At 63.8% G+C, this 14,250-nt stretch carries 14 protein-coding genes; 2 read left to right on the forward strand and 12 right to left on the reverse strand.

Features of this window, described 5'->3' with window-relative positions:
• Positions 1 to 118: 118 nt before the first annotated feature.
• Genes FJ418_RS21735 through FJ418_RS21755 form a run of 5 tightly spaced genes read right to left on the reverse strand, consistent with a single transcriptional unit; the run spans position 119 to position 5,061 of the window.
• The gene (locus FJ418_RS21735; protein ID WP_140784309.1) at positions 119 to 949 is read right to left on the reverse strand and encodes an SDR family oxidoreductase; all 831 of its coding nucleotides are present in this window, start codon (positions 947 to 949) and stop codon (positions 119 to 121) included.
• Complete coding sequence (locus tag FJ418_RS21740) at positions 946 to 1,848, reverse strand: SMP-30/gluconolactonase/LRE family protein (RefSeq protein ID WP_140869087.1); 903 nt, start codon at positions 1,846 to 1,848, stop codon at positions 946 to 948. Before FJ418_RS21740 ends, FJ418_RS21735 begins: the two co-directional genes overlap by 4 nt.
• Entirely contained in the window at positions 1,845 to 2,678 is an 834-nt protein-coding gene (locus FJ418_RS21745) for a carbohydrate ABC transporter permease (protein ID WP_140640440.1), read from the reverse strand. Before FJ418_RS21745 ends, FJ418_RS21740 begins: the two co-directional genes overlap by 4 nt.
• Complete coding sequence (locus tag FJ418_RS21750) at positions 2,675 to 3,592, reverse strand: sugar ABC transporter permease (protein WP_140869090.1); 918 nt, start codon at positions 3,590 to 3,592, stop codon at positions 2,675 to 2,677. The genes FJ418_RS21745 and FJ418_RS21750 overlap by 4 nt, the downstream gene beginning before the upstream one ends.
• A gap of 32 nt (positions 3,593 to 3,624) precedes the next feature.
• A complete protein-coding gene (locus FJ418_RS21755; RefSeq protein WP_140640444.1) occupies positions 3,625 to 5,061 on the reverse strand; it encodes an extracellular solute-binding protein in 1,437 nt (478 codons plus the stop codon).
• A 278-nt stretch (positions 5,062 to 5,339) separates the two neighbouring features.
• Here FJ418_RS21755 and FJ418_RS21760 point away from each other — a divergent pair, with 278 nt between their 5' ends.
• Both FJ418_RS21760 and FJ418_RS21765 read left to right on the forward strand, forming a co-directional pair.
• The gene (locus FJ418_RS21760; RefSeq protein ID WP_140869093.1) at positions 5,340 to 6,140 is read left to right on the forward strand and encodes an SDR family oxidoreductase; all 801 of its coding nucleotides are present in this window, start codon (positions 5,340 to 5,342) and stop codon (positions 6,138 to 6,140) included.
• Positions 6,137 to 7,174, forward strand: a complete 1,038-nt coding sequence (locus tag FJ418_RS21765) for a LacI family DNA-binding transcriptional regulator (protein ID WP_181167036.1) — start codon at positions 6,137 to 6,139, stop codon at positions 7,172 to 7,174. Before FJ418_RS21760 ends, FJ418_RS21765 begins: the two co-directional genes overlap by 4 nt.
• Here FJ418_RS21765 and FJ418_RS21770 read toward each other — a convergent pair.
• The 7 genes from FJ418_RS21770 to FJ418_RS21800 all read right to left on the reverse strand — a co-directional run bounded on the left by FJ418_RS21770 (position 7,171) and on the right by FJ418_RS21800 (position 14,141).
• Positions 7,171 to 8,388, reverse strand: a complete 1,218-nt coding sequence (locus FJ418_RS21770; RefSeq protein ID WP_140869099.1) for a CoA transferase — start codon at positions 8,386 to 8,388, stop codon at positions 7,171 to 7,173. The two genes, FJ418_RS21765 and FJ418_RS21770, sit on opposite strands and share 4 nt — an antisense overlap.
• Positions 8,385 to 9,395, reverse strand: coding sequence for a MaoC family dehydratase (locus tag FJ418_RS21775; RefSeq protein ID WP_140869102.1), 1,011 nt, complete (start codon positions 9,393 to 9,395; stop codon positions 8,385 to 8,387). Before FJ418_RS21775 ends, FJ418_RS21770 begins: the two co-directional genes overlap by 4 nt.
• Before the next feature lie 135 nt (positions 9,396 to 9,530).
• The gene (locus FJ418_RS21780) at positions 9,531 to 10,565 is read right to left on the reverse strand and encodes a thiamine pyrophosphate-dependent dehydrogenase E1 component subunit alpha (RefSeq protein WP_140869105.1); all 1,035 of its coding nucleotides are present in this window, start codon (positions 10,563 to 10,565) and stop codon (positions 9,531 to 9,533) included.
• Positions 10,562 to 11,569 carry a transketolase C-terminal domain-containing protein gene (locus FJ418_RS21785; RefSeq protein WP_140869108.1) on the reverse strand — a complete coding sequence of 336 codons (1,008 nt, stop codon included), beginning with the start codon at positions 11,567 to 11,569 and terminating at the stop codon, positions 10,562 to 10,564. Before FJ418_RS21785 ends, FJ418_RS21780 begins: the two co-directional genes overlap by 4 nt.
• Before the next feature lie 96 nt (positions 11,570 to 11,665).
• On the reverse strand, positions 11,666 to 12,139 hold the full coding sequence (locus tag FJ418_RS21790) for a VOC family protein (protein WP_140652742.1): 474 nt from the start codon (positions 12,137 to 12,139) through the stop codon (positions 11,666 to 11,668).
• A gap of 39 nt (positions 12,140 to 12,178) precedes the next feature.
• Entirely contained in the window at positions 12,179 to 12,979 is an 801-nt protein-coding gene (locus tag FJ418_RS21795; protein ID WP_140640460.1) for an SDR family oxidoreductase, read from the reverse strand.
• Positions 12,980 to 13,007: 28 nt separating this feature from the next.
• The gene (locus FJ418_RS21800; protein ID WP_140869111.1) at positions 13,008 to 14,141 is read right to left on the reverse strand and encodes an enolase C-terminal domain-like protein; all 1,134 of its coding nucleotides are present in this window, start codon (positions 14,139 to 14,141) and stop codon (positions 13,008 to 13,010) included.
• Between the last annotated feature and the right edge of the window lie 109 nt (positions 14,142 to 14,250).

A 14,250-nucleotide genomic window follows, 5' to 3' on the forward strand; every position in this document is an offset into this window, starting at 1 on the left:
GTCTTCCATCAATTGAATCAAAGATAATGGTAGGCCCGGAGGATATGTCACGGGTATTGATTTTGCTGGCCTTTTCGTGGGCCAAAGGCATCAATGTCCGCGTTGCCCGACGCCCGTTTCAGCCAGCAGCGATCCACGGCGGATCGCGGTAGTTGTCCCAGGTCGCGCCGATACCCGCGTCGACCGGGATCGCAGCCCCGGTGATGCCATTGGCGATCGGCGACGCGACAAAAGCGATCGCGGAGGCGATATCGCGCGGCGTCAGCACCCGGCCGAGCGGATGGCGCGCTGCATAGGAGGCAAGTATCTCGTCGCCGTTCGGCAGTGTTGCCAGGCGGCCCGCAAGCAGCGGCGTGTGCGTCACGCTCGGGCACACGCAATTTACCGTTACACCGTCGCGCGCCAGATCGAGCGCGGCGGCGCGGGCCAAATTGAGCAGCGCGCCCTTGGATGTGCAATACGAAAACATGCCGTGCTCTGCCTGCAGGCCGTCCAGGCTGGACAGCAGCACGATCGCGCCTCGCTTGCGCTGTCGCATGCCGCTGGCGGCCTCGCGCGTGACCAGGAACGAGCCACGCACATTGACGGCCATTACCTGCTCGAAATCCTCGACCGAGGTTTCGAACACCGGACCGCCGGCGCCCAGTATCCCGGCACAGGCAACCGCAACATCGATCTCGCCGAGCTGTTGGCGTGTCGCCGCGAAGGCATCCACAACCGTTTTCTCGTCGCCTGTATCTCCATTGAAGGCGACGGCCTTGCGCCCAATCTTCCGCACAGCCTCGGCCGTGGCATCGGCCGCGCCGGCGGTCCAATCGAGGACCGCGACATCGGCGCCCAAATCGGCGAGCGTCAGCGCCGTCTCGCGGCCGATCCCGGAGCCGCCGCCGGTGACAAACGCAACCTTTCCCTTGTAGGAGAGGCCCGGAAAGGCTTCTCGCGCACTCATGCCTTGACCTCCATCCCGATCGAGCCCTTGTAGGTAGGAGCGCCGCCGCCAGGAAATGTAAGCCGCCACAATCGCCCCGCATAATTGGGCTCTGCGCTGCTAGCCAGCACGCTGGCGTCCGTTACCCAAAGCGTTTCGCCATCGAAGGCAAGATTGGTCGGACAGCCGCCGGTGCGCACGAAGCCCTTCGGCGTGCCATCGCGCGCCAAAACGTGAAACCCTTCGCCAACGAGGTCGGTAACGAGCAGGGAGCCGTCCTTGGCGATCGCCATGCCGTCGAGAATGGGATTCTTGCCTGGCATCCTGCCGAGATCCTCAATCGTTCCGTCGGTTTTCAGCCGGCAAACATGGCCGGTGTAGGATTCATCCCACACGATCGAGCCGTCGGCCTCGACGACGACCCCGTTCGGAAACGTTGGCGCGGGAAACGCGACCTTCACGCTGGCCCTGCCGTCCGGCGACAGTGCATAGATGTAGCTCGGATCGGGATTGGCCGGATTATAGGTCCCCGGATCGGTCCAGACCAGCGTGCCATCCGGCCCGAAGACCAGATCGTTCGGCCCATTCATCTTGATGCCGTCGACTTCGCTCACCAGGATTTCCGGCTTGCCGCCTGGCCGCACCCGCTGGATCGACGGCAAGGTCATCTCCGCTGCGCGCCACGGGCCGACCGTGCCGCCGTTCTGGCAAACGTAGAGCGCGCCGTCGGAACCCAGCACGCATGAATTCGGCGCGCCGGTGACGTAGGCGAATTGCCTGGCCTTGCCGTCCTTGCCGACGAGGGTCAGCTGGCTGCGGTAGCTCTCAACGAAGACAACGCTGCCGTCCGGCATCACGGTCGGCCCCTCCGGCCAGCCGAGATCCGAAGTCACGAGTTCCGGCTTGAGATCGTAGTTCATTTGACAGCTCCGGCGGTTATTCCGCGCACAATGTAGCGCTGGACGAAGAGCGAGAAGATGAGGATCGGAATGACCGTGACGACACCCACCGTTGCGGCGATGTTCCAGTCGATCGGACGCTGTGCGCTGACCAGCGTCGCGGCGCCGAGCGAGATGGTCTGGAACGCGCGCGAATCGATGACATACAGCGCGACGAGGAACTCGTTCCAGATGAACAGCGCGCCGAACAGCGCCGCCGTGACGAGGCCGGGCCTGACGATCGGCAGCATGACGTACCAGAGCGCGCTGACGCGCGTGCAGCCGTCGATCAGGGCCGCCTCGTCGATCTCGCCTGGGATCTCGTCGAAGAAGCCGATCATGATCCAAACCACAAGCGGCAGCGAGAAGGCGACGTAGGGCAGGATCAGCCCGGGATAGCTGTCCTGCAGGCCCGCGGCCTTGACCATCAGGAAAAGTGGGATCGCAACCGCGATTGGCGGCATGAAACGCATAGATAGAATGGTGCTGGCAAGGCGCTCGCTGTTCTTGAAGCGCAGCCGCGAAAACGCGTAGGCAGCGGGCGTGCCGATGACAAGCGCGATCGCCGTGGCGATGCTGACCACGATCAGCGAGTTCAACGTAAAGCTCAGCATGCCCTGGCTGAACAGCACCTCGTTGTAGTTTTTGGCCGCCTGCACCCAGGTGAACGTCAGCTTCGGCGGCACCTGCGCCAGGATCTCGATGCGCTTCTTGGTCGACAGCACGACGAGATAAAGGAAGGGCGCTGCGCCGACGACCGCAAGCACGATCAGAAACAGATAGGCGATGATCCTGCCGGGCCGGAACTTCATCGTGAATTCCCTGGCCGCAGCTGAACGTATTGCAGCAGGACCGTAGTGCCGACGGCGAGGATGATCAGCATCATATAGGCGACCGCAGCCGCATAGCCGTAGTTCTGGAACTGGAACCCGTTCTGGAACGAAAAGAAACTCAGCGTCGTGGTGCTGCGCGCTGGACCGCCATAGCTCAGCCCGTAGATCAGATCGAAGGAGCGGAAGGCGTCCACCGCGCGGAAGACGGCGGCAAAGACGATCGCCGGCCTCAACATCGGCAAGGTGATGCGGCGGAAGGTAACGACCGGGCCAGCGCCATCGACCTGCGCCGCTTCGAACACCTCCTGCGGCAGGGCTTGCAGTCGGGCGAAGACGATCATGAACACGAACGGCGTCCATTGCCAGCAGTCGACCATGATGACGGTAACCATCGACATGCTGACCGTACCCAGCCAATCGGGCGGCGTCAGTCCGACCGCTTTGATGGCCCAATCGACAAGTCCCCAGTCGGGATTGAGCAGTGCCCGCCACATGACGCCGACGACGATTGGCGTCATCAGCATCGGCAAGAGCAGGATGCCGCGCACAATCCACGACCCGCGCAGCCGGAGGTTGAAGAACATGGCGAGCGCAACGCCGAGAACCACCTGGATCGCCACCGACAAGGACACCATGACGGCGCTGTTCCAGGCCGCGTTCCAGAACTGCGGATCGACCAGCAATGCGCGATAATTGTCGAGACCGACGAAATTGCCGGTGCCTGTCGCCGCGGTGAGGTCGGTCAGCGACAGGCGCAGGCTGTGGAACAGCGGATAGATGCTGAAGATGACGAGATAGGCGATGCACGGACCGAGGAGCAGCCATACCGACCTCCCCGGCCTGTCGCGCGTGCCGAACACGAATTTCGCCGACGCCGGCGCAGCAATGCTCATCACTCACTTCCAAACCGACGATCGTGAGCCGATCAGGCGAGATGGCCGGCCTTGCGCAGCATGGCCTCCCACTGCGTCTGTACCTTTTCGCAGGCGGTCTTGGCATCCTGCGTGCCGATCAGCGCGGCGTTGAACTCGACATTCATGATGTCGTTCAACTGGAAGAATTCCGGGATCAGCGAGGTTGGAATGATCTCCGCCGTCGACGCCGCTTTCAGCGCGTCCGGCAGATAGGGTAGCTTGGCAACAAGGTCGGGATCGGTGAACGCCGAGGTGCGGCTGGCGTCGATCTGGTACTTCTCGACCTCGAACTTGTTGAACGCCTTGCTGGTCATCCAGGTCAACGCGAGCCAGGCAGCATCCTTCTTGGCCGGATCGATGTTCTTCGGAATGCCCATGCCCCAGCCGCCCTGAATTGCCCGCGCCGTCTCGCCCGGTTTGGCTGGCACTGGACCGGTGCCCGTCTTGTCCGACACCATCGAATTGTCGCCGTTGAGGATCGGGCCGGCGATGGTCGACCAAAAGATCATCTGCGCGATCTTGCCGGTGGAAAAGCCGTCGACGTTCTCGGCAAAGCCGTATTTCGTTACGTTCTTCGGCGCGTAGGGCAGAAGATCGATCAGCATTTGCAGCGCGCCGATGCCTTCGGGCGAATTCACGTTCGGTTTGAAGTTCTTTTCCTTCGGGCTGCCGCTCATCAGCTTGCCGCCCGTGGTGATGAAGCGCGTGTACCAGTCGACGGCGGCGAGCGAGAAATCATTGGCGCCGATGAAGGAACAGCCGGCGACATCGTCCTTGTTGAGCTTCATCGCCGCGTCTTTGAACTCGTCCCAGTTCGTGGCCGGCTTCAGGCCCGCCGCCTCGAACAGATCCTTGCGGTAGAAGTAGATGACCGAGCCGGAATGCAGGCCCGGAATGCCATAGATGTCCTTGCCCTTGCCGACGGTCCCGGATGCCATGTCGAAAATACCGACATTGGACATGGCCGGCGGCAGGAAGTCGGCGACGTCCCAGTCCGGAGGGGTCTTCGACGGATCGTCGATGTAGGAATTGAGCTGCTCGTAATAGCCGGCGCCGACCTGCTGGGTGGTCAGGAAGCCGAGATATTCGATGAGCTCGAACGAAGAATGGTCGGCCTTCAGGTTCTGCAGCGTCTTTTCGATCAGCGCGCCCAGCGCCGGAGACGTGATCTCCAGTTCCATGCCGGTGTCTTCCTTGAATTTGTCCAACATGTCGCCCAACGCCCGGTGGTCGTTCTCGTCGCCCGTCATCAGGATGCTGAGCTTGGTGCCGGCATGCTTCTTCCAGTCGAAATCGGCGGCAAGCGCCGGGAAGCCGAAATTGGCGAAGGCGCCGGCGATGCCGAGCATCGCGGCGCGCTGCATCAGATCCCGACGCGTGAGGCCGGCAGCGTCGGCATGGCCGGATTTGGCCTTGGCGAGATGCCTGTTATCCAGTTTTCCATCCATGATTCTCTCTCCCCGGTTTTCTCTTCACCGCCGGTTTCATTCATCCGGCTTGACGCAACAGTGCATCCGAACAACCCAACAGTCAATCGATTGCTCAAACATATTCGGCGTGATAATTGAGAGCTGTAGTGCAACCGAGCACGGTCCGGAACCATGCGCTTGACAGGCGTTGGGGGCAGCTTCTAGTTGTGTGTCCTGCACGACCCTTGAAGCCGACCAACAAACCCATGGCGCGTCGACAACCCGAGCCGCCCGCCCGGATCCAATGGGAGGTCTCGATGAGTCTCGGAAGCGTTGTCGTAACGGGAGCCGGCGACGGCATCGGCCATGCCATAGCCGTTCGTCTGGCGGCCGATGGATGGAACGTCGTCGGCCTTGAAATCAACCCCGAAACGGCATCCGACCTGGGCAAGAAGCTGGGCAAGGGACATGGCTGCCTTTGCGGCGACGCCTCCGACCGTGCCGTGCTGAAGAAAGCGCGAGAGGCCGCCGAAAAGCTCGCGCCCCTGCGAGGCTGGGTCAACAATGTCGGTATCGCACTGATGGGCAATCTGCATGAACCGAAAGACGCCGATGTCGAGCGCGTCTTTGCGGTCAATTTGATGTCGCATTTCTGGGGCTCTTCGGAAGCGATCCAGACATGGGTGAGAGACCGCGTCGCCGGGTCGATCGTCAACGTCTCGTCGGTGCATGGCCGCTCCGCCTTCAACATGTGGGCGGCTTATGACGTCGCCAAGGCCGGCATTGACGCGCTGACCCGCTACATCGCGGTCGAATATGGACCGGTCGGCATTCGAGCCAATGCAGTGGCGCCCGGCGCGGTGCGCACATCGCTCGTGCAGCGGGTTATCCGCGATAGCCCGGACAGCATCCGCGCCGAACGGGAAATGTCCATCCAGCATCCGCTGGAACGCATAGGCGAACCGGAGGAGATAGCGGCGGCGGTGTCATGGCTTATCTCGTCGGAAGCCTCCTTCGTCACCGGCCAGTCTCTCGCGGTCGATGGCGGCCTGACCTCCCGCTGCTATCGTTACGAGCCGGACGCAGCTCTGCTAGAGAGGTACGGGAAGGTCTCGTGAAAACATCGACACCAGTTGCGCTTCCCTCTGCACGTGCCACGCTGAAAGATATAGCGCGCGCAGTCGGCGTTGACGTTTCGACGGTGTCCAAAGTGCTGAACAATGGCGGCATCAGCGTGCGCGCGCAGACCCGTCAGGCTATCCTGGACGAGGCAGGGCGCGTCAACTACCGGCCGCATGCGCTGGCGCGCAATCTGCGCACCCAGCGCACGGGCGCTCTTGGCATCCTGCTGCCCGACCTGACCAACCCGGTCTACGCAGAGACCGTGCGCGGTGCGATGCGGCAGGCTGAAAAAGCCGGCTATGTCATGCTGATCGCCGAGGTTGCGGACGAGCAGCGGTCGACGGCGGCCTATCTGAGACTGGTCAGCGAGCGGCGCATCGATGGCCTGATCATCGCGGTGACGGCCGAGAGCCGCGAAATGATCGAGGCGATCGCGAACAATCCGGTGCCGCACGTCTTCGTCAACCGGCGTTCCACGATCGGCAGAAGCGTCACCGTGGACGACCATGCGTCGGGCCGGCTGGCGGCGCGCACGCTCATAGAGGCTGGACACACGAGGCTCGGCTTCATCGGTTCGATGCCGGAACTCGATACCTCGCGACGCCGCCATATTGGCTTCATCGAAACCTGCAAGGCTGCCGGCCTCGGGCCTGCGATCGTCGCCAATGCGCCGGTGTCGCGGCGCGGCGGCTACGACGCCCTGCACCACATCATGAGCGAGCCGGCGCCGCCGACCGGCATCTTCGCCTTCAACATGCTGGTCGGCATCGGCGCGCTGGCAGCGGCGCGCGTACGCGGCATCCAGGTGCCGCGTGACCTTTCGGTTGTCTCCCTGGACGGCGAAGACGCCATCTTCACCGCGCCGCCACTGACCGCCATCGTCACGCCGCTGAGCGAGATGGGCGCCCGCGCCGTGGTCGAACTTGACGCCATGATCCATGGCCGCGAGCCGCAGGACGTCGTGATCGACATTGCGCCGCAACTGGTGATGCGCGAATCCGTTGGGCCGCCGCCAAAGATAAAGTCCTAAAGGCGGCGCTCGGCTCCTGCGACGACGCCGCGGTCGTGCAGGCGGCCGATCTCGCCATCACTGATGCCCAGACCTGCTAGGATCTCGTCGGTATGTTCCCCGAGCACCGGCGCACGCATGGCCGGCAGCCGATCCGCCACCGAAAAGTAGAGCGGCGACGCGGGCGTCAGCACCGTCCCGATGCCTGGCGTATCGACTGGTGAGAACAGCGGATTGGCCGGCGAGCAGCGTGGGTCTTCGGCGACGAGTTGCTGGAAACTCTGATATGGCCCCCAGGAGACCCCCGCGGCTGACAGGTCCTTCGTCGCCTCGTCGAAACGACGCGCCGCGAACCACGGCGCTATCGCGTCCGCGATGGCATGGCGGGCAGCGTAGCGTCCTCCCTCGCTGTCAAGATCGGCGCCGGTCGCCGCGGCCAGCGCCTTGGCATCGATACCTGTGGCCTGGACCAGCGCCTTCCACTGCCGTTCCGTCAACGCAACGACCATAACTCTCCGACCGTCGTTCGTGGCAAAGTCGCGCCCGAACGCGCCAAACAGGAAATTGCCGTCCTTCGCCGCGCTGCCGCCGCGTTCGGCCTGCGCGATACGCCCCAGATGTCCGACGGTGGCAAAAGCGACGTCGGACAAAGCGAGCTTTACCAGCGAACCCTCGCCTGTGCGGCTGCGGTGTCTGTCGGCGGCAAGCAGACCAATGGCGGCGAGTTCGCCCATCGCGATATCCCAGGCCGGCAGCACGCTATTGGTGGGGCCGCAAGACCCAGGCAAACCTGTGATGTCGGGGAACCCCGTGGCGACATTGACCGTATAGTCCACCTCGCTCGACCCGTCCGGATTGCCGCTCAAGGCGACCATGATGAGATCGGCCCGCCGTGCCTTCAATGCCTCGTAGGACAATGTTCCGCGCGCCGCGAAATTGGTAAGATAGAGGCCTTGATCAGTGCCGGGCCTGGTTATCAGCGCGGCGACGATCTCCTGCCCTTCCTCGGAACGCAGGTCGATCTGGATCGAGCGTTTGCCTTTGTTCATGCCGGCCCAGAACAGGCTTTGTCCGCTATCCGTCACCGGCCATCGGCGATAGTCCAGTCCGCCGCCGATTTGGTCATAGCGGATGACATCGGCGCCAAGCTGCGCCAGCGTCATTCCCCCAAGCGGCGCCGCGACGAAGGCCGAGCCTTCGACCACGGACATGCCGCTCAGGATGGCTCGCGTCATGCAAACAGCCCTACCAACCGCCAGTCGAGCACGTCCGACGTCTCACTGGCACCGTCGGTCGACCGGACCTTGCAGCGAAGATGCGCCAGTCCGCCGCCGCCAGGCAGCGGCTGGCAGCGTTCGACGATGACCTGCGAATGCAGCGTATCGCCCTCATGCACCGGGCCGAGATGGTCGCAGTCATCCCAGGCAAGGATGGTCACCAGGCCGGGGAAGACGCGCGTGATTTGTGCGGCGGCGATGCCGATCGTGTGGCCGCCATAGACCAGGCGCTGTCCGCCTGCCGCGATACGGTCGTGATGGATGACCGCCAGATTCATGGTCAGCCTGGCCAGTTCCGGAGCGCTGCTGACGACGTCGCCTCCGGCAAGATCGTGCACGGAACCCGCTTCGAGGTCATCGAAATGCGGACCGTGCGTGGCATCGCGAAAAGCGTCAAGATTCCAGCCTGATACCGCTTCCAGCAGTTGCGTCTGGGTGAAATCGGATTTCGGCAGCTCCGTCTGGCCTTGCGCCGCCACAGCATCGGCCGAGCGCGCGGGCAGCATGGCGCAACGGCAGAAATCGAGGATCGGACGCTGCTCCTGATCGACCGTCGCGATGCGCATGGCAACAAGTCCGCGCGGTGGGCGGCCAGGTTTTGCCGATGCCGGACGCAAGCCGATGACGGTCGTGGACGTCGTCAGGCTGTCGCCGATCGCCGGTGCGCGGCGGAACACCAAACCGCGATAGAACAGGTTCGCGACGGCGCGTTGGGTGACAAGCGTCGATTGCCCTATGGCGATATCCCACACGAAAGCCGGCGCGGCAAACGGCGATGCCTGCCCCGTCACGGCCTCGGACAGCCTGGCATCGAAGGCCAACCGCAGGCGTCCGCCGACGATTGCGTGGTGGACGGCGGCCAGGCCTTCCGTCAGCCGCATCGTCGGCGCGCTGTCGAAGCGGTCGCCGATCGCGAGATCGTCGAAAACCGGGCCGTCGAAGCCTATGTCGGAACGCGTGCCCATTTTGCTCCGGCCTGCGCCGACAAAGGGCGCCAGCAGTCGATAAAATCGCCGCCGGATATCGTCTCCGGCGGCGTGCGGTCAGAAATTCCGGCCAGACGCAGGCTTGCAGCGACCTGCGTCACCAAAACGGCCAGATCAGTTCGTCCAAAACAGATGGCGCTGATCGCCGCCCGCGGAGTAGGCGCCGACATGCGCCATGATCTCGCCGAGTTCCGGCGCCGGCGAATCCAGCACCTCCGCCGTTGCCGTTTCGACAGCCTCGCGCACTTCGGTCTTGAGCGAATCGAGGCCGCCCGCCGCCAGCAGCGTCTCGGCGGTCAGGCGTTCGGCGAAGATGTCGATCGGATCGCGCTTCAGCCATGCGTCGAGTTCGCCGGCCGGCCGGTAGGTCGCCGGGTCCGAGCGGGAATGGCCGGAATAGCGGTATGTCTTCATCTCGACCAGCGAAGGTCCTTCCCCGCGGCGTGCACGCGCAACGGCTGTCGCCATCGCTTCCGCCACCTTGTCGGCGTCCTGCCCGTCGACGATGACCCCTGGCATGTTGTAGCTGGCGGCGCGTATCGCGATGTCCTCGACCGGCGTCGACAGCTGGATGCGCGTATATTCGCCGTACAGATTGTTTTCGCAGACGAAGACCACGGGCAGCTTCTGGATCGCGGCGAAATTCAGCGATTCATGGAAGGCCCCGATATTGGCCGAGCCGTCGCCGAAGATGGCGACCGCGACGCGGTCCGTGCCGCGCGCGCGCGCCGCCAGCGCGGCGCCGCAGGCGATCGGCAGGCCGGCGCCGATGATGGCCGCCGTGGGCAGCAGTCCGATCGCCGGCTCGACAAGGTGCATCGATCCGCCAACGCCGCCGGCACAGCCGATGACGCGGCCGCAGATCTCGCCGATGACGCCCGCCGGCGTTAGGCCCAATGCCAACGCATGGCCGTGGCCGCGATAAGTGCAGGTGACGATGTCGTCGGGGTCGATCGAGCGTGCGATGCCGACCGACACGCCTTCCTGGCCGCTCGCCAGATGCGTGCTGCCGCGCACGTGGCCTTCCGCGAACAGCTTCTGAATACGTTCCTCGACGAAGCGGATCTCGATCATCCGGCGAAGCTGCTCCAGCCTGTCGTCGAGGGCTTCCCGGCGCGCCAGCGGCGAGTTGGAATTGGAGAGCGTCATGCTGCGTTCCTCCACCAGGGCATTGGCGTTTTGTTGGTCGACACCAGGGTGGACACCTGCTCGGCGACGTAGGCCGCGCTGGGCAGAAAGCGCGCTTCCAGCTTGCCGCTGTAGGGCACCGGCGCATCGGGCAAGGTGATGCGGTGCGGCGGCGCCTTCAGCGAACCGAAGGCCTCGACAGCGACGGAAGACACCACTTCGGCGCCCCAGCCGTTGCCGGCGGTGGCCTCTTCGAGCGTCACCAGACGACCGGTTCTTGAAACCGATTCCATGATCGTATCGCGGTCCCACGGCCACAGCGTCAGCATATCGATCACCTCGATGTCGGCGCTGCTGTTTTCGGCGGCTTCCTTGGCCACCCGCACCATCGCCCCGCAGGCGAGCAGCGTCGCATCCTTGCCCGCCTTGACGATCTCGGCCCTGCCGAGCGGGATGCGGTAGCTGCTGTCGAATTCGTATTCCTCGCGTTCAGCGTAGAGAATGCGTGGTTCGAGCACGACCACCGGATCCGGATCCTCGATCGCCGAGCGCAGCAAGCCGTAGGTCGTGCGGGCGTTGCTGGTGACGCACACCTTGAGGCCCGGGGTACCGCGGAACCAGTGGTCGAGCATCTGCGAATGCTGGCAGCCAAAACCCTGCCCGGCGCCGGCCGAAGCGCGCACCACCAGCGGCGTCGTCAGTTTGCCGCGCGAAAGATAGCGCATCGTCGCCGCCTGCGTCGTCAATTGGTCGAGAGCCACGCCGATGAATTCGATGAACATCATCTCGACGATCGGCTTGAGCCCGCAGACAGCGGCACCGACTGCGGCGCCCATGAAGGCCATTTCCGAGATCGGCGTGTCGATGACACGCTGCGGACCGTGCACGGCGAGCAGACCCTCCGTCACCTTGAACGGGCCGCCCGCGGCCGCAATGTCTTCCCCCATCATGATGACGGTCGGATCTTCCGTCATCGCATCATCGAGGGCCCTGAGGACCGCTTGCCGAACCCATATCTTAGCCAAGGCGAAATTCTCCCAATACGCAGGTCGGATGGTTGGTGCAGGCTTGCGAAGCTAGCGCAGGCAACGAAATTTGGAAACGTTTTTATTTGATCGGGATCACTCCGGCTTGTAGCTCCCGAAGGCTTGCGCCGATTGGATCAGTTCGACGCGGAAACCGTCTGGATCGATGAGATAAACCGCCTTGCCGCCCTTGTTCGGACCGATCGTCGGCGTGACCGGGGCGGAGACCGATTTCACGCCTTTGGCCACCAGCTCCTCGTAAAGGCTCATCAGGTCGTCGACGTTGAACGCAATGTGGCCATTGCCGATGTTGCCGTTGCGCATGTCGACCCGGACCTGTTCGATATTGCGGTATTCGAGCAGCTCGAGGCATACATCCGTGCCCGGCAGCCGAAGAATGGCGCCGTGCAGATCCACGCTCGGATAGCCGACAAGCTCACCGATGTATTCGGCCTGCGGGTTCCATTGGAAGGCCAGTTCGAAGCCCAATATGTCGCGATAGAAGGCGATCGAGCGTTCGAGCGAGCGCACGGTGAATCCGGTATGATGAGCTTTGGTGATCCTTGCCAAGTCAGCCTCCGGCCGGTGGTCGGCCTATGCGTTCGGTGTTCATGCCGTTAGATATCCGTCGTCGCACATGACGATGTGCCCGGTGACGAGTTCGGACGCATCGCTCGCCAGAAACACGGCCGTTCCGATCAACTCGCGCGGCAGCCCGAGCCGGGGCCGCAGCATGCGCGCCTTGATGAAGTCCGCCGTGATCGACGAGCGGGAAGCCGCGGCCTTGGTGAGCGGCGATTCCATCAGTGTCGGACCGATGCCGTTGACGCGCACGCCGCGGTCTCGCCACTCCAGCGCCAGTGCCTTGGTCATCTGCAGCACGCCGCCCTTGGAGGCCAGATAGGCGCTGGCCCAGGGATAAGCGTTGAACGAGCCGATCGAGGCGAGGTTGATGATGCTGCCCCTGCCCTGCGCCAGCATCACATTGCCGAAAGCCTGGCAGCAGAAGTAGGTGCCCTTGAGGTTGAGATCGAGGATGAAGTTGAACTTGTCCTCCGGAAACTCCTCGGCCGGACTGCGGAAGGCGGAGCCGGCGCTGTTCACCAGAATATCGACGCTGCCATGGTCCGCTTTGACTTTCCTGGCGAGGTCGAAGCAGCGATCCCGCTTGGTGACGTCGAGTTCGGCAGCGACGGCTTTGCCGCCCTGCTCGGTGATCGTCGCCAGCGTCGCCGCCATTCCCGCGGCGTTGATATCGGCGAGCACGACAGTGACGCCGAGTTGCGCATAACCGATCGCGATCGCCGCGCCTAGCCCGCTGCCGGCGCCGGTGACGACGGCGACGCGGCCGGAAATGTCGAAAAGACCTGCCGTATAGTTCGCGGGTACTGTGATCTCATCGTCCGCCATGACAGCTCTCGCCTGTACCGGTGCGTTCCTACTGCAGGATGTTGTCTGGATCCTGGTGCGGCTGGCTCAGGCACCACGCCTTGTCGATCATCTTGCCGAATCCCGGCCCCTGCGGCAGCGGCTTCATCAGTCCGCCTGCCATGATCTGCGGCTGCGCGAGGGCATCGTCATAAGGGTGCACCCCTGTCCACGGCACGCCCCATTCGATCGGCTTGTCGTCGAAGCCCCAGGCGCTGAACACCTGACTGTGGGTATGCGGGAACATGTGCGGGCCGAAATCGACGCCCGCCGCGAGGCACTCGTCGATGACGGCGCGGCCGCCGGTGATACCCCCCATGCAGGTCAGGTCGACGCGGACGCGATCGACGGACCCAGCCATGATCAGGGCTTCCGGGTAGTAGGAGCCACCCTGTTCATCGCCCTGCCAGATCGGCATGGGGACGCGCTTGCGGAGCGCCGCGAGCATGCCGGCATTGCCGGGCGGGAAAATGTCTTCGATGCAGCCCATGTCGATGTCGGCGATGCTGTCGGCGTAGGCGGCTGCCTCGTCGACGGTCTTGAACATCCAGACAAGATCGGTGCCGAGCCAGGCATCGGGCGCCGCGTTGCGTATCGCGCGCAGCCGTGCGGCCGACAGCTCCCAGGTAGCCGCCATCGGGGCTTTGAAGCGCCGCCATCCTTTGGCGTAGAAATCAGCCGCCTGCGCGCCGGTCTTGTCCGGCGGCATGATCGCGGGCGGATAGCCGATGATGCAGGTTGCAGGCATCGGCTTCACCTTGCCGCCGAGGAACTCGGCGATCGACTTGTCGGCGATCTTCGCGGCCGCGTCCCAGGCGGCGAGGTCGACGATCGAAAGCGCCCGCAGACCAACGCCGGCGCTATGCGAACCGTAGGTGCGTCCCTTCGCGGTCCGGAAGGTCGCTTCGCGGTCGGCGATGTCGGTGCCGGCATAGACCGGAGCGATGCTCTTGCGGATCTGCTCGGCGACGGCGCCGTCGCGCGTCAGCGTGAACGCCCACCCCTCGTGCCCCGACGACGTGCGTATTCGCACCGTGGCGAATTCACGCATCTTCATGACCCAGTCGCCGAAAATCACCGGCGCCGGCAGCTGAGCCTGAATGGTGGCTACGCTGACGTCGACAACAGTAGAATGACTAGGCATTCCATCCCCTCCCAAGGGCCCGGCCGAGCCGGGAATTTGCCGCCACCATAACGACGCATTTTTGCTCGGTCAACCGATTGATTGCCATTAGTCAAACGATTGACATGGT

The sequence above is a fragment of the Mesorhizobium sp. B2-8-3 genome, from assembly GCF_006440815.1.
In the GTDB taxonomy this organism is placed as follows: domain Bacteria; phylum Pseudomonadota; class Alphaproteobacteria; order Rhizobiales; family Rhizobiaceae; genus Mesorhizobium.